Below are 22,710 nucleotides of genomic sequence, written 5' to 3'. Positions count from 1 at the left end.
CGCACCCTGCTGCTGGCGGCGCTGATCGGCGCCCCGACGGCCCGTGCCGATACCGTCAGCCAGGGCTTCACGGTCAACGCTTCGATCATCAAAGGCTGCGTACTCGGCAGCGGCGTCACCAACGTTACCTCGTTCGGCAGCATGAGCTTCGGCCAGGTTGCGTCCTTGAGCAGCCCGATAAAAATCGTCTCTAGCGCCGGCGCCGGCTCCATTTTGATCCGCTGCAATCCCGGGCTCAGCGTCACCCTGGGGTTGAACGTCGGCAATAACGTCACCGGCTCCATCGCCGGCGGGCGAAAACTGTTGAACTCGGTGACCTCGGAAACGCTGGTTTACCAGCTCTACCAGGATGCCAACTACGCCGTTTTGTGGGGCGACGGCGGCAACGGCGGCGCCGTCCAAACCGTCTCCTCCACCGGCAGTACGCAAGAAATAAAAATCTACGCCAGTTTAATGGCGAGCAGCACCTTGCCCACCAGCGGCGCCTACAACGATACGGTCTTAGTGACGGTGAGTTATTGAGCTTTTAAAAAGGATCACATTATGCGTAGTACTCTGCTCCGCCTGCCCCTGCTGGCAGGATTGCTGTTAGCCGGTCAACCGCAGGCCTTCGCCGCCGCCTCCATTCTGATTTGGCCTATCGATCCGGCGATTGAAGACAACCAGCAGGCGACGGCCCTGTGGCTGGAAAACCGCGACAGCAAACCGGTCTATATGCAAATCCGCGTGCTCGGCTGGCAACAAACCGGCGGTAAGGACGACTACCGCAACCAGAGCGAAGTGGTCGCCAGCCCGCCGGTCGCCACCATTCTCCCCGGCAAACGCCAGCTGATTCGCCTGATCAAGCAGACCCCGGTCGCCGCCGGGCAAGAACGGGCTTACCGGATACTGGTTGACGAAGTGCCCATCAAGGATAAAGACGGCGCGGCGCCCGACAAGGGTGCGCAGATGGGGCTGAAATTCCAGATGCGTTATTCGGTGCCGCTGTTCGTCAGCGGTAAAGGCGTCTGGACCAAGCAAGACTTCGAACACCCGCGCGACTATGCCACCGCCAACCAGCCGAAGCTCAGCTACCGGCTGCTGCAGCAAAACAGCCAGCGCTGGCTCGACGTGCGCAACGACGGCATCGTGCACGCCCGCCTGTCGCAGGTCAGCATCCAGGGCAAGCCGCTCAACAACGGGCTGCTGGGCTATGTGCTGCCGGGTTCGCAAATGCGCTTTGCCCTGCCGCCTTCGGGCAGTTTCGCCGCCGGCAAGCTGCAGGCGATGGTCAATGACAATAAGCAACCCGTAACCATTCCGTCTTACTGAGCCTGAGGTGCAGGTGAAGCGGATCTCGTCGCCGGCCACGCGCGGCATGCAGCTCAAGCCGCTGGCCCTGGCCGTACTTTGTATGGCGGTGGAGCTGTGGCCGCCGCACGCCGCCGCCGACGACCTTCCGCCGCCGCCCAGCGCCATCAGCATGCCGGACACCACGCTGTATCTGGAGCCGGTGGTGAACGGCCGCCAGACCGGCAAAGTGGTGCCGGTCACCTACCGCGGCGGCCACTACTATTTGACGCCGCAGCAACTGAGCGACGCCGGCCTGCCGGTGGCGGACAAGCAAGCGAAAGAGATCGCCGTCGATCAATTGGATAAGGTCGACGTCACCTACAGCGGCGAAACGCAGCAGCTGTTGATCTCGGTGCCCAACGACTGGCTGCCCAAGCAAACCCTCGGCGACGCCAACCCAGAACAGCGGCTGCCGGCGCAAAGCAGCCTGGGTTTCTTGCTGAATTACGACGCCTACGTCAGCCAGAGCGGCGGGCGCGGCAATCCGGGTTATTTTTCCGCCTGGAGCGAACAGCGGCTGTTCGACGGCTTCGGCGTTATCGCCAACACCGGCATTTTCCGCAGCAGCTTCAACGGCGAGACCGCCGCACAGCAGAACAATCGCTATATCCGCTACGACAGCAGCTGGCGCTACAGCGACGACGACACCATGCTCAGCTATACCGCCGGCGATCTCACGACCGGCTCGCTGCCCTGGACCAGTTCGGTGCGCATCGGCGGCCTGCAGGTGGCGCGCAACTTCGCCACGCGGCCGGATCTGATTACCTATCCGCTGCCGCAGTTCTCCGGCCAGGCCGCCGTGCCGAGCAGCGTCGATCTGTACATCAACAGCTACAAGAATACCTCCGTCAGCGTGAACCCCGGCCCGTTCACCCTGAATACCGTGCCTTACATCAACGGCGCCGGCCAGGCGACGGTGGTCACCACCGACGCGCTCGGCCGCCAGATCAGCACCACGGTGCCGTTCTATGTCGCCAGCTCGCTGCTGCAGGCCGGGCTAAGCGATTTCAGCCTGTCGGCAGGGGCGCTGCGTCAAAATTACGGCTACCGTTCCGCAGACTACGGCCAATGGGTGGCCAGCGGCAGTGGGCGTTACGGCGTCACTGATTGGTTGACGCTCGAAGGGCGGGCGGAAGGCGCGGCTGAGCTGGCAGTCACCGGCGCCGGCGCGGGCGTGCGCCTGGGGCAGTTAGGGGTCCTCAACGCCTCCTACAGCTACAGCCAGGCGGGCAGCGATGCCTTCAACGCCCCGCCGGTCACGCCCCTTTATTACGATCCGATCACCGGCCAACCGGTACAGCAACCGGATGCCGGGCCGGTTTATCAGTACACCGGCCGCCACGGCGATCAGACCAGCCTGAGCTATACCTACAGCAACCAATATTTCAGCCTCAATGCCCAACGGGTACTGCGCAGCGCGGACTTCGGCGACCTCTCCACCTACAAGAGCAGCTACCGCCTGAGCCGCCGCACCGATCAACTGACCGGCAGCATCGGCCTGAGCCGCTTCGGCAGCCTGGGCGCCGGTTATTTCGACGTGCGCGACGCCATCGGCCAACGCACCCGCCTGGTCAACCTGTCGTACAGCCTGACGCTGTGGCGCAATATCAGCCTGTACGCCTCGGCGAATCGCGAGATCGGCGGCGACGGCTACAGCTCGCAGCTGCAGATCAGCATTCCGTTCGATGCCTGGGGCACCGCTAACGTCAGTACCGCCCGCGACGCCGGCAACCGCTGGAGCGAACGCGTCGCGTACAGCCGCGCCGCGCCGACCGACGGCGGTTTCGGCTGGAACCTGGCCTACGCCGGCGGTCAAGGCAGCGACAGCGATTACCGCCAGGCAGACCTGACCTGGCGCACCTCGCTGTTGGAAACCCGCGCCGGGCTGTACGGCAACCGTAACGATTACACCCGCTGGGGCGAAGTCAGCGGTTCGCTGGTGGCGATGAACGGCGGCGTATACGCCACCAACACCATCAACGACGCCTTTGCCCTGGTTTCGACCAACGGCTACGCCGGTATTCCGGTCAGCTACGAGAACCAGCGCATCGGCGTCACCAACGACAAAGGCTACCTGTTGGTGCCCACCGTCACTTCGTATTACCACGCCAAATTCCAGATTGATCCGCTCAATCTGCCGGCGGACGTCAATTTGCCGTCGGTAGAAAAAACCGTCGCCATTCGCGATCACAGTGGCTACCTGGTCGAATTCCCCGTCCAGCGCCTTTCCGCCGCCGACGTGGAGCTGGTCGATACGCAAGGCAAACCGCTGGCCAACGGCAGCCAGGTGGCGGTGATCGGCAGCAATCAACAAAGCTACGTCGGGTGGGATGGCATGACCTATATCGACCCGGTGCAGCAACACAACCGGCTGAGCGTGATCCCAGCCGACGGCGGCGCGCCGTGCCAGGTCAGCTTCAGCCTGGCCAACCCGCAGGGGCTACAGCGCGTCGGTCCCCTCGTCTGCCAATAACACACGGAGAAGAAGAACGATGTCTCGGCAAGTGAAAATTCTTTTGGCGGCGCTGCTGCTGCTGTGCGGGCAACGCGCGCTGGCGGACTGCGCCACCACCAACGGCACGGTGACCCTGCCCAGCAGCAACTCCTTCGCCGTCTACAACGGCCAGATCAGCGCCCAGGGTACCGCCGGGCTCAACTGTACCGGGCTGGGGCTCAATCTGTTGACGCAAAACACCGTCACGGTCAAAATCGCCTCCACCACCAACAATATGGCCCTGCTGAACGGCAACGGCTCCGGCGATAAAATTTCCTATCTCATCTACCCGGATGCCAACTACCAATACCCCTACAGCGTCGGCCAGACCATCGACTACAGCTCGCTGAACCTGCTGTCGCTGATCCTGATCTCTTCCAACGTCAACTTTCCGGTGTACATCAAAACGGTGGCGGGTGCGAACGTCAGCGCCGGCACCTATACCGACACCATCAATCTGGTGTGGAACTACCATATTTGCGGCCTGGGCCTGATAGGGCTGTGTATCTGGTGGGACGGCACCAACCAACCCAGCACCGTGACCATCACCGCAGTCATCACCAAAAGCTGCCTGATCAATACCGCCAATAACGTCAACTTCGGCAGCATGGCGCTGGTGGGGCAATTCAACCCGATCAACCAGAGCATCACCCTGACCTGCACCAAATCCCAGTCATACAGCTCCTACTTTACCAACGGCAACAACCCCATCACCGGTTGGCGGCAAATGCTCAGCGGCACCAGCAACTTCCTGCAGTATCAGATCTACCTGCCCAACACCAGCACCGTGTGGAGCAGCACCAACGCGCAAAGCGGCACCGGCACCGGCCTGGCGCAAAGCATTCCCTTTACCGCCGCCATCAATCCGGCGCAGACCGAAGTGCCGGTTGGTACCTATCAGGATAACGTCAGCTATGTCGTGACCTATTAGCCTGGCCGCTAGCCGCTCAGGAAGAATGTTGCCAGAATGTATTTTTTATGTGGCATTTTTTGCTCATTTGGCTATGCTCATACCGATGGCCTTACTGGTCTAACCTCCTACCACATCATTGAGCAAGGAGTTCCCATGAGCAAAACCGTCGTAAAAATTGGCAGCTTCGAGGTCGATGACGCGCATCTTCACGCCGGCGCCGACCGCGCCGGCACCCTGAGCATTCCCTGCAAGTCCGATCCGGACCTGTGTATGCAGCTCGACGGCTGGGATGAACACACCAGCATTCCGGCGATCCTCAACGGCAAACAGTCGCTGCTGTACAAGCAGCACTACGATCGGCAGGCGGACGCCTGGGTGATGCGGCTGGCATGAAAATACGCCGGGCCTGCTGACGACGCGCTGCTTTCATCGGAAACAGCGCGTTTTTTTATGCGATGGCGATGCCGCGGCCGGCAAAGAAAGGGGTGAAGCGGTTGAGCGGCAGCTGTACCCGCTCGCGCGTCGCCGAGCTGTCGCCCGAAGGGTTGTGGAAAGTCACGCTTTGCGTATCGGCGGCGGTGATCAGCACCAGATGCCCGCCTCGCTGCGGCGGCAGGCTCTCGGGCCGGCGAATGGAGGGGTGCACCGAGGCGATAAAGTAGCGGTATTGGCTAAGCAGCGCCGATAACTCGGCGGCCTCCAGCCCCACCTTCACCTCCGCTTGCAGCGCAAACTGCTCGCGCACGTACTCGACGAACGGCGCGTAAATCAGCCCTTTTATCCGCTCCCCCTCGCGCACATAGGCACCGTAAGGCAGGCTGCGCCGCGCCAGCTCCAGCAGCGGTGGCGCTTCGCCGTCGCGGTGGCTCAGCACCATTTTCAGGCAGGCCATGCCGCATACGTGGTTGGCCCACTCGACGTACTCCGCCCGATCGCGGGCGCCGCTGCGCGCCCAATTCTCGTCTTGCGCCAGCGTCATGCGGCCGGCGATCAGATCGGCGGCCAGCTCCGGGCTTGCCCACTGGCATTCGTAGGGAACGGCGCGCATCCGTTTAGAACTTGTCGACGACTTTGAAATTCATCAGCACCAGCGTCATGTCCGGCGAGAACAGATCGTACTCTTCGAAGAAACGCTGCAGCTCTTTGCGCCAATGCGCCAGCGAACGATCGCCCTCGCCTTCGGCAAAGGCGTGCGCTTCATCGACCTGATCGTAAGTTTTCATTTCCACCGCGGTCAGTTCAACCGCGCAGACCGGTTCACCTTTGCCGTCCACCACCAGGAACAGATCGCCGGCCTGCGGGATCCCTTCGCCGTCCAGGTTGGAACAGGTGGCCGTTTTGGTGCCATTGAGGATCAATTGCACTACTTCATCGGCCTGCTGCTCGGTATCGCCGAACGCCCAGCGCTCAAGGTGCTCATATTTCTGTGGAATTGCCGTCGCCATGATTATACCTTTTGGAAAAATGCATCAATGCAGACAGGATAGTACAACGTATTGCCGGCCGTCTGCATCCGTCGCAAGCGCGACTGCGCGTTCCGCCACCGCCGCCTTTACGAGTTTTTACCGTTCTTCGCTGTGCCTGTCGCGCTGCCGGGCGCATACTGTGGACATTATTCAACCAGTGGCAACCGCCAGGCGGCAACATGCGGCAAGACGACATCGATGCTGACGATACCTTCAGCGATTTACTCAACGGCGTCGCCCTGGTGACGCTTTTCCTCATCACCCTCGTCGGCGGGTGGTACTTCAGTTAAGGGGGCAACGTGGCAACAAAACGCATGGGCAACAAACTCAGTAAAATGGTCGTGGTGCTGCTGCTGATCTGCCTGGCGTTGCTGCTGTTGCGTTGGGCGGCAATCGCCTTCGGTTAAGCTCGCGAACCGGCGCCGGCCAAGCGCCGGCGTCGTGCTCACCGCCGCCCTGGCGCGGTCGGCTCCAGCAGCTCCCGCAAATAGGCCAGACGCGCTTCCCCTTGTGGCAACCAGCGGCGGCACAGCCAATGTTGCGTTTCACCCGTGCGGCTGAGGCGGTAGTACTCCGCCAAGGTTTCGACCCAGTTCATGATGTTTTCTCCTGCTTTTCGACACCGCCAGTATTGAGCGTAAAAACCAGAAGAAATACTGATGGCTTGTTTTTTATGCTTCCTGTTTTGGGTGGCCGGTAGCGAAGCCGCAGTTCAGCTGCTACATTGGGCAAAAATCAACCAGCCGAGGTAGGCCATGACGTTCTCGGAACAGGAGATTAAACCCGTATGGGATGAGGTCGCACGCCTGATCGGCGACGGCGTGATGCAGCTGCGCCATCGTGGCGAAGCGCTGTCGGTGGAAACGCTGGAAAAACATCTGGCGCGGCAGCTGGCGGACAGCAACGATATCGAACGGCGCATCCTGCTCGGCGCCGCCATCAACATGTTGAAAGGCGGAAAATGAATCGCCAACCGAAAAGGTTGGCGATCCGACAGAAGCCCGAGGTATGCAAGCCCGGCCTTCTGCGCGCTACTATGTCACGCTAATATGACGGAATTAATAGGAATTGTCGGGTTTTTACCCAAAACGCCCTATTTTTGTTGCCAGCATTACGCCAACACGAAATCGCTGGCATCCAGCGGCTGCCCCACCACTTTCACCAGGAAATCGCTGGCGTCAAAAGCGCCGCCCAGGTTGATCGCCACGTCGCTGACGTGACTTTGCGCGTCATAGCTCAACATCGCTTCACCCGCCTTGCCGCTGAACTGATCGACGAAGCGAATGCCGTCCGCGCTGCCGGTGTTGAACAGCGTCAGATCGATCTTGTCTTCACCGCGCACGAAGTCGCGGATCCAATCCGGTGCCGCCGCCGTCGATTCATCCGCCGCGAAATAGACGAAGGTGTCCTTGCCGGCGCCGCCCCACAGCTGATCCGCCCCTTTGCCGCCATACAGCACATCATCGCCCGCGCCGCCCTTGAGCACGTTGTCGGCGGCGTTGCCCACCAGCACATCGTTGCCCGATCCGCCGATGGCATTTTCAATCATCACGCCTGCGGCGATGGACACGTTGCCTTTCAGGCCGCCAACGTCCGAGAACGCTTTTTCATTCAGGTTGATGCGCTGATTCTGGCCAAAGCCGGAGAAGTCGAAGGTGTCGTTACCGCCGGCATCCCAGGCGGTGAAAATAATCTTGTCCTGCGCGCCGGTAGCGGTGAGGAAGTCGCGATCGGTATTGGAATTGAAGCCGTAGATCGTATCGCCGGTGCGGGTGTTCATGTTGGCGCCGTAGAAATGCTGGATCGCCGTAATGTCGTTGAGCAGCGGCCCGGAAGAGTACGCGCCTTTAAAGTCCTGCCCGGTGTTGCTTTCGCTGAAATAGCTCATCACGCTGTGGGCGCGGCTGTCCTCGAAATAGGTTGCGTCCTTGCCGTAGGTGATGCTGACGCCCGGCGCGGCGTTATAGTCGCCCGGATGCTGCAGCCCCAGCGCATGGCCGATTTCATGGGTGAAGGTCTGGCGACCGTACTCGTTCTCATGGATCTGATTGTTGACGAAGGTGTGGTTCTTGGCGTTATACCAGGTTTGCCCGGCAACCGAAGGCGAGGTATCCGGGTTATACGCAAAGGCATAGGAGCCGCGCGAGCTGTAGTCGAACAGGCCGAATTTGACGTTGGCGGCGGCGGTGTTGCTGGTTTCGGTAAAGGTGACGTTGGCCACGTCGGACCATGACTGCAACGACAGTTTGGCCTGCTCGCGCTGTTCGGCGTTAAAGCTGCTGAAGCCGCTGATGCCCATGCTCGACATGTTGCTCGGCGCCTTTTCCCAGAAGCTGAAGGTCAGGGAGACCGGCGTGTCGGTCACGCCCTTGTCGTGCCAACTGCGATCGCCGCGCACCAGCTCCAGGCCGGCGTTTTCGAACGTTTTCGACGGATGAAGCACGGTAATGGTGTCGTCTTCATCGGGTTTATAAGCGCCCAGCAGGGCTAATACGCCTTCGGCCTTAACGGAAGCATTGCTTGATGACATAACCTTATCTCCATATTCGTCAATTCAATCGGGGGGATGCCCCAACTGGCGGATTGCCTGAACGGCAGCGGCCCGGTGTTGAATCAATACGGGGATATCGGTAATGCGGTGGCGCCTTCCCTCGGCACTCTGAATGAGAACGATAATCCCTTAAGAGAAAAGAATAGACACATTTTCGCCGAGTACAGAATTTTCTTAGATAAAGTACGACTATGCATTTGCACCATACGAATGATTTTCAAGGTAATCATCAGCATTATCACGATAAGCGGAAGAAACGCATAAAAAAACCGGGGCAATCCAACCCCGGCTATCCATAAGAAATTCTGGACTCAGACTAACCAACCGAGCAGCAGCGTCGCGCCGATGACCGTGGAAGCGCCGCCGATGCGCGTGGCGATTTGGGCGAACGGCATTAGCCCCATACGGTTCGACGCCGACAGGATCGCCACGTCACCGGTGCCGCCCAGGCCGCTGTGGCAACAGGTGACGATCGCCGCTTCCACCGGGAACATCTTCAGGTAAGGCGCAATCAGGAAACTGACCAGCCCCATCGACAGCACCACCGAGCCGCAGACCACCACATAACCGACCGAGAACACTGCCACCACACTTTCCAGCGGCACGTACAGCATGCCCAGACCGATCATCAGCGGCCACACCAGCGCCGTGGAGACGAACTTGTAGAAACTGTGCGCGCCGGTTTCCATCGAGGCTGGGATCACCCGGCAGTACTTACACAACACCGCGAACAGGATCATCAGCACCGGGCCGGGAATATGCACGATGTGTTCGAACAGGCCACCGACGATAAAGAAGGCGCAGATCACCAGCAGACCGCCGCCCATCAGTTGGAAATCGACGTTGCCGCTTTGCTCCTTGATGGCGAACATCGCGTTCTCCTGCGCCGAGCGGATCAGCATGCCGTCGCCGCTCAGCGCCTTGCGCTGCATGCCGATGCGAGCCAGCACCCCGGCGGTCACGATGGCGAAGATATTGCCCAGCACCGCCGCCGGCGCCAGCTGCGCGACGTAGACGTCCGGCGTCGCTCCCAGGATCGCCGAATAGGCCAGCGACAGCGGTAAAATCCCCTCGCCGATGCCGCCGCCGATGATCGGCACGATGATGAAGAAGAAGGTGTGATAGAAGGTAAAACCGAACAGCTTGCCCACCAGCAGCCCGGTGATCACCGCCGTGATCGTGCCCACTACCAACGGCACGAACATGCGAATCATCCCCTGGATCAGGATCACCCGATTCATGCCGAGAATGCTGCCGACCACCAGACTGGCGATGACGAAATACAGCAGGTTGGCGTCTTTCATCAGCAAATGGACGGTGCTCATGACGTTAGGCTGGAAGACATTGAAGTAGACCAGCACCGACGGCACCATCAAACACAGAATGGCCGGCCCGCCGATATCGCGCAGCACGGGAATGCTTTTTCCCAACTGCGCCAGCGCAAAGCCCAGCGTCATTATCACCGCCAGGCCGCCGATCATATTCTTCGGCAGGAAGTTGGCATAGGCGGAAATCGCCACGATCGCGCAAATCGTGATAAACAATGCGATCGGTACCGCACCGATATCTATTTGACGAAGTTGATTAATTAATCCTGAGGATTCGGACGATGCCGTATTTTTATCACAGGCCAGTTCTGCATTTATCTGTTTCATTATTCACCCTGCTGACAAGCGTACAGTACGGTTAGATTCACCTGGCGCAACGATCTTGCCATAGCCAAGTAAAAACAAATGATTACGAAAAATCCTATTGTGGATTTCGCTTTTTCTAATAAGAAATAAAACAGTAGACAGCTCTGACGATATGATAAAAAATAAAAATGCAAAACTAAATTACGCCCGCGGAATTCAATATTGTGACCCTCCGCCAAGGTTAGTTTTAATTAATTATCGTCAGCATTTTGTAATTAAAGTAATCGGGTTTAAATTCGCTGCTATGCTATAGGAGGGCGAAAAAGCCCCCTGCTTTATTAATAAAGAACCGGAAACGCATTAGCTGAATCCGGTCAGCTTGATCCGAACCTTAATCCTGCGCGCGGCACCGCACGGGAAAGAGGCATAATATGACTCATAAGGAAGTAGAATATGTCTTCACGCGCTGTTACCCCACAAACCCTCGCTCGCTACGGCATTCATCAGGCCGCCGACGTCGTCTATAACCCCAGCTATGAATTACTGTTCGCCGAAGAGACCCGCGCCGACCTGCCGCCGCTGGAACGCGGCACCCTCACCCAGCTGGGCGCGGTCAACGTCGCGACCGGTGAATTCACCGGCCGTTCGCCGAAGGACAAATACATCGTGCGCGACGACACCACGCGCGATACCGTCTGGTGGTCGGACAACGGCACCGGCAAGAACGACAACCAGCCGCTCTCCCCGGAAGTCTGGCAGCATCTGAAAACGCTAGTGGGCAACCAGCTCTCCGGCAAGCGTCTGTTCGTGGTGGACGCGTTCTGCGGCGCCAACGCCGACACGCGCCTGAAAGTGCGTTTCATCACCGAGGTGGCCTGGCAGGCGCACTTCGTGAAAAACATGTTTATTCGCCCGAGCGACGCCGAACTGGCAGACTTCGAGCCGGACTTCGTGGTGATGAACGGCGCCAAATGCACCAACCCGGACTGGCAGCAGCAAGGGCTGCATTCGGAGAACTTCGTCGCCTTCAACCTGACGGAACGCATGCAGCTGATCGGCGGCACCTGGTACGGCGGCGAGATGAAGAAAGGCCTGTTCTCGATCATGAACTACCTGCTGCCGCTGAAGGGCATCGCCTCGATGCATTGCTCGGCCAACGTCGGCGAGCAAGGCGACGTGGCGGTGTTCTTCGGCCTGTCCGGCACCGGCAAAACCACCCTCTCCACCGATCCGAAGCGCCAGCTGATCGGCGATGACGAGCACGGCTGGGACGACGACGGCGTGTTCAACTTCGAAGGCGGCTGCTACGCCAAGACCATCAAGCTGTCGCCGCAGGCGGAGCCGGAAATCTATCAGGCGATCCGCCGCGATGCGCTGCTGGAAAACGTCACCGTGCTGGCCGACGGCAGCATCGACTTCGACGACGCCAGCAAAACCGAGAACACCCGCGTCTCCTATCCGATTTATCACATCGAGAACATCGTCAAACCGGTGTCCAAAGCCGGCCATGCGCGCAAGATCATCTTCCTGACCGCCGACGCCTTCGGCGTACTGCCGCCGGTATCGCGCCTGACGCCTGAGCAGACCCAGTACCACTTCCTGTCCGGCTTCACCGCCAAGCTGGCCGGCACCGAGCGCGGCATCACCGCGCCGACGCCGACCTTCTCCGCCTGCTTCGGCGCCGCGTTCCTGACGCTGCACCCGACGCAGTATGCCGAAGTGCTGGTGAAACGCATGGAGGCCGCCGGCGCCCAGGCTTACCTGGTCAACACCGGCTGGAACGGCAGCGGCAAACGTATCTCGATCAAAGATACGCGCGGCATCATCGACGCCATTCTGAATGGCGATATTGAGCAGGCCGAGACCTTCACGCTGCCGATCTTCGGGCTGGCAGTGCCGACCGCGCTGCCGGGCGTCGATCCGTCGATTCTCGATCCGCGCAAAACCTATGCCGACGAATCGCTGTGGCAGGAGAAGGCGCAGGATCTGGCGCAGCGCTTTATCGATAACTTCGCCAAATATACCGTCACCCCGGCGGGCGAAAAACTGGTGAACGCCGGGCCTAAACGGTAACGGCATTCTCCCGCTCAAGGGCCGATTCGTCGGCCCTTTTTTGTTTTCACTCCTCTTCCAGCAAACCTGGCATTACCAGCGCCACCGCCGCCGCGATGCGCTCGTCGATCGCGCTGCCCGGCGGCAACAGCCCCAGCGTCATCTGCCGCAGCGGTTCGGCGATGGTCATCGCCAACAGCAGGTCGCTGGTTTGCGCCCAGTCGCGCTCACGCAGCCACCCGCACTGCTGCTGGCGCTGCAGCCAGTCCGCCACCGTCGCCCGGCCGCGCTGAATACCGTTGCGCTGGTAGCTGTCCAGCAGCCCCTCGCGCCCCGGAAATTCGCTTTGCAGCAGCCGGAACATGCCCACCGCTTCCGCACTCAGCACCTGCTGCGCGATGGCCTGCAGCCCTTTTTCCAACAGCGGCGCAACCGCCGCCCGCTGCCCGGCATCCTGGGCGAAGGCCGGCTGAAACGCCTCGGTCCAACCGCTTACCGCCTGCGCCACCAGTTCGTCGCGGTTGGCGGCAAAGCGATACAGGGTTTTTTTAGCCACCCCGGCGCGTTTCGCCACCGCATCCACCGTCGCCGCGGCATAGCCACCGTCGATCAGCAGTGCCAACGTCGCCTGAACCAGCGCCGCGCGCAGCGCCGTTTCCGGCGTGGCCGGCCGGCCGCGAGCACGCAGCGGTTCTTCATTCCGGTTTGCCATATTTATTCCTCACAAGCGTTGACAGACACAGCATAGCGGCATAGCCTTATTTTGGAAACACAATTCGTTTCCAAAATAAAAAAGGAACCCATTATGACACATCCTTCCCTGCTGGCGCCGTGGGGCGTTAACGATATCAACGAGTTGCTCAGGCCCGAACCGCTGCGGCTGGAGATGGGACTGAGCCGCAGCGCCGACGGCCTGCTGACCGTCGCGGTTCGCACCGACCTGCACGGCTGCAAAGGGCGCATGCTGGACTGGTGGTTCACCTTCTTCGAAACGACTCAGCATATCAACTGGTGGCACCCGCACGATCACGTCGAACACCGCGGCTGGGATCGCCACTGGAAAAAGGGGGAAAGCTACGTCGGCGCCAGTATCGAAGCGGTCGAGTGGTTGGCGGAGCTGCCGCCGGTCGCGGCGCGCCTCAAGTTTCACGCCGCCGAGGATTTCTTCGCGCCGCAGCCGCTGCGCCAGGCTCGCGACGCGCAGGCGCTCTCCGCCGCCGTTTGCGCGCGCATCGGCTTCGGTGACCAGGTGGCGCTGGATGACAACGGCGATCCCTGCGACGGGGAGATGCTGCACCTGGTGCGCGACACGCCCTATGGCTGCGTGCTGCGCAGCCGCTTCCTGCTGGGCAAAGCCTGCGCCAACGCCCACGACGAGCTGCCGGACGACATCGGCTTTAACCTGATGCGCCACTGCTACAACGAGTTCAGCTATCTGGCGCAGTTCCTGCCGTCGCTGTACTACGCCGAAAACGGCCGCGAACCTGCACCGTTGCTCTGGTAATGCGTCAGCGGAGACCTGTTAATTTTTCGCGATGCCGCTATAGTGATTTTCATCGCCATTCCCGCGTTTATGACGGAGAACTCATGGAAAACCCCAGCTATAGCGGCGGCTGCCTGTGCGGGCATATTCGCTTTCAGGCGCACGGCCTGCCTGGCAATCCGCACAGCTGTTCCTGCGATTTTTGCCGCCGCCACTCCGGCGCGCCGACGCTCTGTTGGGTCGAATTTCCGCGTCAGGCCATCGAGTGGAACGGCCCGGGCGGCATACCCACACTCTACCGTTCTTCACCCTATTCCAGCCGCGCCTTTTGCCCGCGCTGCGGCAGCACGCTGGGGGCGATCGACGACGAACCGACGGTGGCGCTGGCCACCGGCAGCTTCGATCGGGCCGATCTACCGGAGCTGCGCCCGACCTCACATGCATTCGCCGATGTTTGCCCCGAATGGTGGCGTATCGACGGCAGGCGCTGAGCGCCTCACAGTTCCCGCTGAAATCAATTGATTGTTTTGTCGTATAAATTTAGAACTGACGAACAATAATTCAAAAGTATGGGAACGGGGATGAATCAACAGACTCTCGACGCGCGCCGCTCGCGTCAGGCGTTACTGGCCGGCTCGGTCGGCAACTTTATCGAATGGTACGAGTTCGGGGTGTACGGGTTCCTGGCCACCGTTATCGCCGCCAATTTTTTCACGCTGCAGGGTGAAAACGAAATCACCAGCCTGATCCTCACCTACGCCGCCTTCGCGCTGGCGTTCTTCTGTCGGCCGATCGGCGCGGTGATCTTCGGCCGCATCGGCGATCGCATCGGCCGTCGCCCGACGCTGATTGCGGTTCTGCTGCTGATGACGCTGGCCACCGCGCTGATCGGCGTCATGCCGACCTATGCCTCGATCGGCGTCGCCGCCCCGCTGCTGCTGACGCTGCTGCGCATGTTTCAGGGGCTGTTCGCCGGCGGCGAATTCGGCGGCGCCGTGTCGCTGATGACCGAGTTCGCCCCGAAGGGCAAGCGTGGGCTGTTCGGCGCCTGGCAGTCGCTGACCGTCGCGCTCGGCCTGCTGGCCGGGGCTGGGCTGGTGGCGCTGCTGGCCGCGCTGCTCAGCGTGCAGCAGCTGCATGACTGGGGCTGGCGTATTCCCTTCCTGCTGGCGCTGCCGATGGGCGCCATGGCGCTGTGGCTGCGGCTCAAGCTCGAGGAAACGCCCACGTTCACCCAGGCGCAGCAACATGCGGAGCACGCCGCAGCGCCGCCGGAAGCGAAGCTGGGCGGCGTGGTGAAAACCATTCTGATCGGCATCGGCCGCATGATGGGCTGGTCGGCCGCCGGCTATACCTTCCTGGTGGTGATGCCTTCCTATTTGCAAACTTCATTGCACGCCACCTTCCAGCAGGCGCTGGTGGCGACGGTGCTGGCCAACGTCGGCTTCGCCCTGACCATTCTGCCGGCGGGCATCATCAGCGACAAACTGGGGCGTAAAACGGTGATGCTGACGGCAGTGGCGGCGGTGATCCTGTTCACCTTCCCGCTGCTGCACCTGTTGCAGGATGCGCAGAGTTCACTGTGGGCCAAAGGGCTGGCGGTCATGATCGCCGGTGCCGTGGTCGGCCTGCTGGCCGGCCCCGGCCCGGCGATGCTGGCGGAGATGTTCCCGACCCGGGTGCGCTATACCGGCTTGGGGCTGGCTTACTCGCTGTCCAATGCGGTGTTTTCCGGCTCGGCCGGGCTGATTATCACCGGCCTCATCAAACAGACCGGTAATATCGACATTCCCGCCTACTACGTGGTCGCCACCTCGGTGGTCAGCCTGTTTGCGCTGATGACGCTGCACCGCGACGACCATCTGCGCTCGCTGAACGAACGTTAATCCTCCGGGGGCACATCGCCCCCTTACCAACTCGTGACCTCGATCACAACGCCAAAATGTTAACGTTAACTTTTGTGATTAACATCGCACGCGTGATATCTGCTAGCTTCATCCCCTTGCGAGTTAACGTTAACAATAGAGCTAACTTCACTCACCGGGGCCCTACCCATGAACCGCGAAACTAAAAAATATTACGTGCTGCTCAGCGGCCTGCTGTTCTTCTTTTTCTTCACCTGGTCTTCCAGCTTTTCGCTGATCTCACTGTGGCTGAATCAGAAGATCGGCCTGAAAGGCGCCGAGACCGGCCTGATCTTCTCCGCTATCTCGTTGGTGGCGCTGTGCGCACAGCCACTGTACGGGTTTATTCAGGACAAACTTGGGCTGCGCAAGCACCTGCTGCAGTTTCTCGGCGTAATGCTGCTGCTGACCGGCCCGTTCTTTATCTACGTTTACGCCCCGCTGCTGGCCAGCAGCCTGCCGCTCGGCGCGCTGGTCGGCGGGGTATTTATCGGCGCCACCTTCTTCGCCGGCATCGGCGCGCTGGAATCTTATACCGAGCGAGTCAGCCGCATCAGCGGTTTCGAATTCGGCCGCGCCCGCATGTGGGGATCGCTCGGCTGGGCCAGCGCCACCTTTTTGGCCGGTTTTATCTTCAATATCGATCCGAACATCAATTTCTGGCTGGCCTCCGCCGCCGCCGTGGTATTCCTGTTGCTGCTCAGCCAGGTGCGCGAGCTGAAGCCGAACGCCATGGCCGGCCTGGCGTTCGGCAAACCGGAAAATCTGCGGCTGCAGGATGCGCTGGCGCTGCTGCGTATGCCGGGCTTCTGGGCGCTGGTGGTGTTTGTGCTCGGTATCAGCGTGTACAACGTTTTCGATCAGCAATTTTCGGTCTACTTCGCCTCGCAGTTCGCTTCTCGCGAACAGGGCAACGAGATGTACGGCTTCCTCAACTCGCTGCAGGTCTTCCTCGAAGCCGGCGGCATGTTCCTGGCGCCGCTGCTGGTGAACCGCATCGGCGCCAAACAGGGGCTGCTGCTGGCCGGTGGCGTGATGGCGCTGCGCATGTTCGGCTCAGGCTTGGTCAGCGGCGCATTGATGATCTCCGCCATGAAACTGCTGCACGCCGTAGAGTTGCCGATCCTGCTGATCGCTATCTTCAAATACATCGCCAGCCGCTTCGACAGTCGCCTCTCCTCAACGCTTTACCTGGTGGGCTTTCAGTTCATCACCCAGGTGATGGCCAGCTTCCTGTCGCCGCTGGCGGGCTACGGTTATGACCGCATCGGCTTTGCCGACACCTATCTGCTGATGGGGTGCGCGGTCGCCGCCACGACGCTTGTCTCCTGTTTCCTGCTGCGCGGCGAACGTTCCGCCAGCGCAGCCCCCTTTCAATCCGCCATTAAATCAAGTGAGTCTGTCCAATGAACACTGCCTTAGCTCAAGCCGACCATGCGGTCGAAGCCCTGCGCGCAGAACGCCGAGACGAATACTACCCGCAGTTCCATCTCGCGCCGCCCGCCGGCTGGATCAACGATCCCAACGGCCTGATCTGTATTGACGGCGTCTATCATGCCTTCTTCCAGCATCACCCCTATAGCGAGCACTGGGGCCCCATGCACTGGGGGCACGCGATCAGCCGCGATCTGATCCGCTGGCAGCACCAGCCTATCGCCCTGGCACCCGATGCGCCCTATGACAAAGACGGTTGCTTTTCCGGCTGTGCCGTGGATGACAACGGCGTGCTGACGCTGATTTACACCGGCCACGTGTGGCTGGGCGAGCCCGGCGACGACAGCCAGGTGCGGGAAGTGCAATGTCTCGCCACCAGCGAAGACGGTATACGCTTCGTCAAGCACGGGCCGGTGCTGGCCGCGCCGGACGGCATTCAGCATTTCCGCGATCCGAAAGTCTGGCGCGAGAGCGGCGAATGGTGGCTGGTGGTCGGTGCCAAAGAAAACGGCCTGGGCCAGGTGCGCCTGTACCGTTCTGCAGATCTGCGCGCCTGGCGCTTCGATCGGGTGCTGGCCGGCGCGCAGGCGGCGCATCAAGGGTATATGTGGGAATGCCCGGATTTCTTCCCGCTGGGGGAACAACACCTGTTGTTGTTCTCGCCGCAGGGGCTGGCGGCACAGGGCTACCGCTACCGCAATCGCTTCCAGAGCGGCTATCTGCTCGGCCACTGGCGGCCTGACAGCGACTTTAGGGTGACCCAACCCTTCTGCGAGCTGGATGCCGGCCACGATTTCTATGCGCCGCAGACCTTCACCGCCGCCGACGGCCGTCGGCTGCTGTTTGCCTGGATGGATATGTGGGAATCCCCAATGCCCAGCAAAGCGCACCGTTGGGCCGGCGCCCTCAGCCTGCCGCGTGAGCTGACGCTGGCCGCCGACGGCAGCGTCCGCATGAACCCGGCGCGTGAACTGACGGCGCTGCGCCGAGAATCGCACACCTTTTTGGCACAGACGCTGACCAATCAGCATCTGCCGCTGACGGATGACGTGCAGGAACTCACCCTGACGTTGAGACCGGCCGACAACGACGCCGAGCGCTACGGGCTGGCCATCGGGAGTGCGGCGCGGCTGTTCGTCGACAATCAGGCGCACCGGCTGGTGCTGGAACGTTTTCATGAAAACCCCGCCCTGTGCACCTGCCGCAGCGTGCCGCTGCCAGAAGATGACAGTCTGTCGCTACGGATCTTCATTGACCGCTCATCGCTGGAGATCTTCGTCAATCAGGGGCAGGCCTGCCTGACCAGCCGAATTTATCCGACGGCGGGCGATCGCCGCCTCCGCCTGTTCGCCGAAGGCGGCCAGGCACAGTTTGAGCCCATCATGGGATGGCAGTTGGCAAGCCTCTGGGGATAATGGGAATGAGCACCGGGCGCGCAGCGACGCGCCCGGTGCGCTTACAGCGAACCACGCTCCAACAGCGGGCAAGGCACTTTCACTGTCTCACGCTGCTCCCGCTGCTCAATCACATGCAGCGCCGCAAGGCGGCCCAGCTCGTAATGCGGCAGCTGCACCGTCGTCAATGCCGGCAGGAACAGCTCGCCGGTGCCGACCATATTGTCGTAACCCAGCACCGCTACCTGTTGCGGTATCCGCCATCCTTGTGCCAGCAATACCTGATACACCAGAAAGGCTATCCGATCGTTCCCGCACACCACGACATCGCAATCGCGCCTGCCTGCAGAGAAATGCCGCTCCAGCAGCGCGACGCAGTCGCGATAGCTTTGGTCGCCGCCGCTCAGATCGAGATGATACTGCCGCAGCTGTTCAACATCGCGCCCCGCTTCGCGCCAGGCGCGTTCCAGACCGCGGCGGCGCAGGCCCGCCGCCAGCGTATCCGCCGGTAAATGAATGCACAGTGGCGCGCGATAGCCTTTGGCGATCAGCGCGCGCGTGGCGTCATACTGCCCTTGCTCGTCATCAGGAATGTAGCTGGCGATCGAATGCGCCGGGCTGACGCAGTTGGCCAGCACCAGCTTTTTGTCCAACAGTTTGGCCGGCAATGTCACCTCACGCAGCCCCATCGTGGTGAAGATCACCCCATCCGGACGATGCGCCAGCAGCAGATCGACGGTCTGTTCGGCGTTGTCGTCGGCAAACAGGTTGACGACGAAGCTGTTCCAGCCTCGCTCGCGCGCGGTTTTCTCAATCGACAGGATCATTTCCACCGAGAACGGCGTCGTGGCGGTGTCCAGCGCCAGCACGCCGAGCGTCTGTACGCGATTTCCGTCACCGCGAATACGCCGCGCCGACAGATCCGGCACGTAGTCCAACTGGTCGATAGCCTGTTTGACGCGGCGGTAGGTTTCCGGCCGCAGCTTGCCGGGTTCATTGATGGCGCGGGACACCGTCATCAACGAGACTCCGGCAAGTTTTGCGACGTCTTTCAGCGAAGCCATGCGCCCTTCTTTATGATGATTAATGGGAAAAAGTGAATAATCCCATAACCTGGCGCAGGACTCTACTCTGCGTTAGCAGGCTGTGATGTTCGCCCACAGGAGAGCGCCGTCGGCCGTCAGCGGCGCCACTTCACCGCCCGCCGCCTGCGCCGCCCACCAGACGCCCTCGCGCGCCCGCAGTTCGCCGCCCCCCGGCAGCGACCAGAGCCCGCTCAGCACATACAGCACGCCCGCCTGGTGGGATGGCAGGGTGACGGGTGCCGTGCTGCGCCGCACCTCGGCCGCCTGTCGGCCACGGCGCGTCATGATGTTGAAATCCTGACTGGCGCCGCCCAGCAGCGTCGCTTCCAGCGCCACGTCGCCGGAGAACGCGAACGGTTCCCCGACGTGAGCCAATTGATGGTCGATATGCCCGGCGCTGAACAGCCGCACGCCGTCGCCTTCCAGCAAAGTGATCGAGCGGTCGATGCCCGTAAAGGCGGAAAACGGCCCGTCCTGCGCGATGGTAGCGATGCTGGCGCGCCAGTCAAAATCCTGCGCGCCCGGGGGCCAGCTGACGATTTCACGGGTTTCCCCACCGCCGTTGCGCCACGGGCTGACCGGCAGCGCGGCGAAGCTAAAACGGGTCAGGCTCATTACGCCTCCTGCTGAAAGGTTTTCAACACCTGCAGGAACTCGGCGCTGCTCTGCTGCTGCAGCGCGTGCCGCCCCTGCTCGATCACCTGCCGGCCGCCGACGAACACGTCGCGAATTTGCTCTTTGCCGCCGGCGAACAGCCAGCGGTTGAGGATCGAGGCGTCCGGCGCCGCCGCCAGATACGGGTCGTCGCCGTCCAGCACCAGCCAGTCGGCGCGATAGCCGCTCTGCAACCGGCCGATCGGCGCGCCGCACGCCTGCGCGCCGCCCTGCAGCGCCTGCGAGTACAGCACATCGCCCACCGCCGACTGTTCCGGCGTCGTCAGACGGTTGCGGCGCTGATCGCGCAGCCGCTGGCCGTATTCGAACCAGCGCAGCTCTTCCACCACGTTGAGCGAAACGTGGCTGTCGGAACCGATGCCCCAGCGCCCCTGCTGCTGCAGGTAAGCGTCGCCGGGGAAAATGCCGTCGCCGAGGTTGGCTTCGGTGGTCAGGCACAGGCCGGCCACCGCGCGGCTACGCGCCAGCGCTTCCAGCTCATCGCGATCCAGATGGGTGGCATGCACCAGACACCAGCGCTGATCGACCGGCAGATGGTCATACAGCCAGGCCACCGGGCGTTGCCCGCTCCACGCCAGGCAGTCGTTCACCTCTTTTTGTTGCTCGGCGATATGAATATGCACCGGCAAAGTGCGATCCGACGCGGCCAAAATCTGCTGCATCTGGCCCAGCTCCACCGCTCGCAGCGAATGGAAGCACAGCCCCTGATTCTGCAACGGACGATCCGCCAGCTGGCGGGCAATCACCTGCTGCTGGTGCAGATAGCTTTCGGTATCCTGGATAAAACGTTTCTGCCCCGGCTGCGCCGGCTGCGCGCCGAAACCGGCGTAGCTGTACAGCACCGGTAGCATCGTCATGCCGATGCCGGCCTGATGCGCGGCTTCGCTGAGGCGGCCGGTCATTTCACCGCGATCGGCGTAAGGCTTACCGTCGGCGTCGTGATGCAGGTAGTGGAATTCGGCCACCTGGGTGTATCCGCCCTTGAGCATTTCGATATACAGTTGACGGGCGACCACCTCCACCTGCTCCGGCGTCAGGCGCTGCACCAGGCGGTACATCAGATCGCGCCAGGTCCAGAAGCTGTCCTGCGGGTTGCCCGCCACTTCCGCCAGCCCGGCCATCGCGCGCTGGAAAGCGTGGGAGTGCAGGTTCGGCATGCCCGGCACCGCATCGCCGTGCAGCCGGATGCAGCCTTGCGGTTCAGCGTCGGCGGTAACTTGAGTCAGATAACCTTGCGCATCGACGTCCAGCCGGACGTTATGCGCCCAGCCCTCAGGGAGCAAAGCGCGTGGGGCAAAATAAGCAGGCATGGCAGTATTCCACTGTTGGTGTAACGGCGAATGAGGCGCGGCGATGGCGCGCATTCAGGAATTTTTGGCAGTCGCCGGCAAGTTTCTGGCGCGACGGCCACTAGTTGTATATACATATACATACGCCGACATCAACAGTAAACTGGTGTTATTATTTTTTTATTTGACGAGGTTAACGTCGTGGCTGAACAACAGACCGTGTTACAACTGGCGGCTGCAATGAGCGATGCCCCCGCCCCGATCTACCAACGGGTCAAACAGGCGATCGTGAATCAAATCCGTGCGGGGCATTGGCAACCGCACCAGCGCGTGCCCTCCGAAAGTGAACTGGTGGCGGAACTGGGCGTCAGCCGCATGACCATCAACCGCGCGCTGCGCGAGCTGACCAGCGAAGGTTTTTTGATTCGCATGCAGGGCGTCGGCACCTTCGTCGCCGAAGCCAAAGCGCATACCGCGCTGCTGGAAGTGCACAACATCGCCGATGAGATCGCCGCGCGCGGCCATCGCCACAGCAGCAAGATCCTCGAGCTGAAGGCCCGAGCGGCCAGCGAAGAAGAAGCGACGGCATTGGGCATTCAGCCCGGCCAACGGCTGTTCTACTCGCAGATCGTGCATTACGAAAACGATGTGCCGGTGCAGGTGGAAGACCGCTGCGTCAACCCGCTGGTGGCGCCGGATTACCTGAAGCAGGATTTCGACCGCGTCACGCCTTACACCTATCTGACGCAGGCCGCGCCGCTGACCGCCGGCGAACACATCGTCGAAGCGGTGATCCCTACCCGGCGCGAGCGCGAGCTGCTGCAGCTGGAAGACCACGAACCCGGCCTGCTGATCCATCGCCGCACCTGGTCCGGCAAAACCGTGGTGACCTCGGCCCGGCTGCTGTACCCCGGCAGCCGTTATCAACTGTTCGGCCGCTTCACCAGCGAAGTCTGATTCCCGGCGGGCGCGCCCTGCGCCCGCATCTCCGCTGTCGATCACAT

Annotated in this window: 23 protein-coding genes; 14 read left to right on the top strand and 9 right to left on the bottom strand. The window is 61.3% G+C overall.

Translation table 11 applies throughout. The annotated features are described in order from the left end of the window. Nucleotides 1–6 precede the first annotated feature (6 nt). From EKL15_RS04920 to EKL15_RS04900, 5 genes are all read left to right on the top strand, one after another. Nucleotides 7–522 (top strand): spore coat U domain-containing protein, encoded by a 516-nt coding sequence (locus EKL15_RS04920; protein ID WP_370592962.1) that lies wholly within the window; start codon nucleotides 7–9, stop codon nucleotides 520–522. 21 nt (nucleotides 523–543) lie between these two features. Continuing rightward, nucleotides 544–1,311: a molecular chaperone gene (locus EKL15_RS04915; protein WP_049201714.1), complete on the top strand. Its 768-nt coding sequence runs from the start codon at nucleotides 544–546 to the stop codon at nucleotides 1,309–1,311. Nucleotides 1,312–1,357: 46 nt separating this feature from the next. Beyond that, on the top strand, nucleotides 1,358–3,805 hold the full coding sequence (locus EKL15_RS04910) for a fimbria/pilus outer membrane usher protein (protein WP_369819284.1): 2,448 nt from the start codon (nucleotides 1,358–1,360) through the stop codon (nucleotides 3,803–3,805). 19 nt (nucleotides 3,806–3,824) lie between these two features. Then, entirely contained in the window at nucleotides 3,825–4,757 is a 933-nt protein-coding gene (locus EKL15_RS04905; protein WP_060419273.1) for a spore coat protein U domain-containing protein, read from the top strand. Nucleotides 4,758–4,892: 135 nt separating this feature from the next. Continuing rightward, nucleotides 4,893–5,132 (top strand): YebV family protein, encoded by a 240-nt coding sequence (locus tag EKL15_RS04900; RefSeq protein ID WP_100396313.1) that lies wholly within the window; start codon nucleotides 4,893–4,895, stop codon nucleotides 5,130–5,132. A gap of 55 nt (nucleotides 5,133–5,187) precedes the next feature. Here the strand turns inward: EKL15_RS04900 and EKL15_RS04895 are convergent, their stop codons facing one another. Next, complete coding sequence (locus tag EKL15_RS04895; RefSeq protein WP_087763520.1) at nucleotides 5,188–5,787, bottom strand: C39 family peptidase; 600 nt, start codon at nucleotides 5,785–5,787, stop codon at nucleotides 5,188–5,190. Nucleotides 5,788–5,791: 4 nt separating this feature from the next. Then, a complete protein-coding gene (locus EKL15_RS04890) occupies nucleotides 5,792–6,184 on the bottom strand; it encodes an ASCH domain-containing protein (protein ID WP_004931522.1) in 393 nt (130 codons plus the stop codon). 335 nt (nucleotides 6,185–6,519) lie between these two features. Here EKL15_RS04890 and yniD point away from each other — a divergent pair, with 335 nt between their 5' ends. After that, nucleotides 6,520–6,612, top strand: a complete 93-nt coding sequence (gene yniD, locus EKL15_RS24665) for a small membrane protein YniD (RefSeq protein WP_016928013.1) — start codon at nucleotides 6,520–6,522, stop codon at nucleotides 6,610–6,612. Between the two features lie 38 nt (nucleotides 6,613–6,650). Here the strand turns inward: yniD and EKL15_RS04885 are convergent, their stop codons facing one another. Then, nucleotides 6,651–6,803 carry a hypothetical protein gene (locus EKL15_RS04885; protein WP_169318360.1) on the bottom strand — a complete coding sequence of 51 codons (153 nt, stop codon included), beginning with the start codon at nucleotides 6,801–6,803 and terminating at the stop codon, nucleotides 6,651–6,653. Between the two features lie 157 nt (nucleotides 6,804–6,960). Here EKL15_RS04885 and EKL15_RS04880 point away from each other — a divergent pair, with 157 nt between their 5' ends. Beyond that, the gene (locus EKL15_RS04880; RefSeq protein WP_004931526.1) at nucleotides 6,961–7,170 is read left to right on the top strand and encodes a hypothetical protein; all 210 of its coding nucleotides are present in this window, start codon (nucleotides 6,961–6,963) and stop codon (nucleotides 7,168–7,170) included. A 146-nt stretch (nucleotides 7,171–7,316) separates the two neighbouring features. Here the strand turns inward: EKL15_RS04880 and EKL15_RS04875 are convergent, their stop codons facing one another. Continuing rightward, nucleotides 7,317–8,735, bottom strand: coding sequence for a serralysin family metalloprotease (locus tag EKL15_RS04875; protein ID WP_100396312.1), 1,419 nt, complete (start codon nucleotides 8,733–8,735; stop codon nucleotides 7,317–7,319). 332 nt (nucleotides 8,736–9,067) lie between these two features. Beyond that, on the bottom strand, nucleotides 9,068–10,411 hold the full coding sequence (locus EKL15_RS04870; RefSeq protein WP_100396310.1) for a 2-hydroxycarboxylate transporter family protein: 1,344 nt from the start codon (nucleotides 10,409–10,411) through the stop codon (nucleotides 9,068–9,070). Between the two features lie 432 nt (nucleotides 10,412–10,843). On the opposite strand from EKL15_RS04870, the gene pckA reads away from it, so the two are divergent. Next, nucleotides 10,844–12,463, top strand: a complete 1,620-nt coding sequence (gene pckA / locus EKL15_RS04865) for a phosphoenolpyruvate carboxykinase (ATP) (protein WP_087763523.1) — start codon at nucleotides 10,844–10,846, stop codon at nucleotides 12,461–12,463. A 46-nt stretch (nucleotides 12,464–12,509) separates the two neighbouring features. On the opposite strand, the gene EKL15_RS04860 is transcribed toward pckA, so the two are convergent. Next, nucleotides 12,510–13,154 (bottom strand): TetR/AcrR family transcriptional regulator, encoded by a 645-nt coding sequence (locus EKL15_RS04860; protein WP_203088989.1) that lies wholly within the window; start codon nucleotides 13,152–13,154, stop codon nucleotides 12,510–12,512. 93 nt (nucleotides 13,155–13,247) lie between these two features. On the opposite strand from EKL15_RS04860, the gene EKL15_RS04855 reads away from it, so the two are divergent. From EKL15_RS04855 to EKL15_RS04835, 5 genes are all read left to right on the top strand, one after another. Next, nucleotides 13,248–13,946 carry a DAPG hydrolase family protein gene (locus tag EKL15_RS04855; RefSeq protein WP_033638266.1) on the top strand — a complete coding sequence of 233 codons (699 nt, stop codon included), beginning with the start codon at nucleotides 13,248–13,250 and terminating at the stop codon, nucleotides 13,944–13,946. Between the two features lie 83 nt (nucleotides 13,947–14,029). Next, nucleotides 14,030–14,416, top strand: coding sequence for a GFA family protein (locus tag EKL15_RS04850; protein WP_049200385.1), 387 nt, complete (start codon nucleotides 14,030–14,032; stop codon nucleotides 14,414–14,416). Between the two features lie 90 nt (nucleotides 14,417–14,506). Further along, nucleotides 14,507–15,811, top strand: coding sequence for an MFS transporter (locus tag EKL15_RS04845; RefSeq protein ID WP_087763526.1), 1,305 nt, complete (start codon nucleotides 14,507–14,509; stop codon nucleotides 15,809–15,811). 168 nt (nucleotides 15,812–15,979) lie between these two features. Beyond that, complete coding sequence (locus EKL15_RS04840; protein WP_060419292.1) at nucleotides 15,980–17,239, top strand: MFS transporter; 1,260 nt, start codon at nucleotides 15,980–15,982, stop codon at nucleotides 17,237–17,239. Further along, nucleotides 17,236–18,678, top strand: coding sequence for a glycoside hydrolase family 32 protein (locus EKL15_RS04835; protein WP_087763527.1), 1,443 nt, complete (start codon nucleotides 17,236–17,238; stop codon nucleotides 18,676–18,678). The genes EKL15_RS04840 and EKL15_RS04835 overlap by 4 nt, the downstream gene beginning before the upstream one ends. Before the next feature lie 41 nt (nucleotides 18,679–18,719). Here the strand turns inward: EKL15_RS04835 and EKL15_RS04830 are convergent, their stop codons facing one another. From EKL15_RS04830 to EKL15_RS04820, 3 genes are all read right to left on the bottom strand, one after another. Continuing rightward, nucleotides 18,720–19,721, bottom strand: coding sequence for a LacI family DNA-binding transcriptional regulator (locus tag EKL15_RS04830; RefSeq protein WP_049200376.1), 1,002 nt, complete (start codon nucleotides 19,719–19,721; stop codon nucleotides 18,720–18,722). A 72-nt stretch (nucleotides 19,722–19,793) separates the two neighbouring features. Then, nucleotides 19,794–20,357, bottom strand: coding sequence for a HutD family protein (locus EKL15_RS04825; RefSeq protein ID WP_203088987.1), 564 nt, complete (start codon nucleotides 20,355–20,357; stop codon nucleotides 19,794–19,796). Further along, nucleotides 20,357–21,727, bottom strand: a complete 1,371-nt coding sequence (locus tag EKL15_RS04820) for a formimidoylglutamate deiminase (RefSeq protein ID WP_197756465.1) — start codon at nucleotides 21,725–21,727, stop codon at nucleotides 20,357–20,359. The genes EKL15_RS04825 and EKL15_RS04820 overlap by 1 nt, the downstream gene beginning before the upstream one ends. Nucleotides 21,728–21,907: 180 nt before the next feature. Here EKL15_RS04820 and hutC point away from each other — a divergent pair, with 180 nt between their 5' ends. Next, entirely contained in the window at nucleotides 21,908–22,663 is a 756-nt protein-coding gene (hutC, locus tag EKL15_RS04815) for a histidine utilization repressor (RefSeq protein ID WP_033646346.1), read from the top strand. Nucleotides 22,664–22,710: the final 47 nt, after the last annotated feature.

It is taken from the genome of Serratia sp. 4542 (genome assembly GCF_016805595.1).
Lineage (GTDB): Bacteria > Pseudomonadota > Gammaproteobacteria > Enterobacterales > Enterobacteriaceae > Serratia > Serratia nevei.
This window is presented reverse-complemented; position numbering and strand designations above follow the sequence as displayed.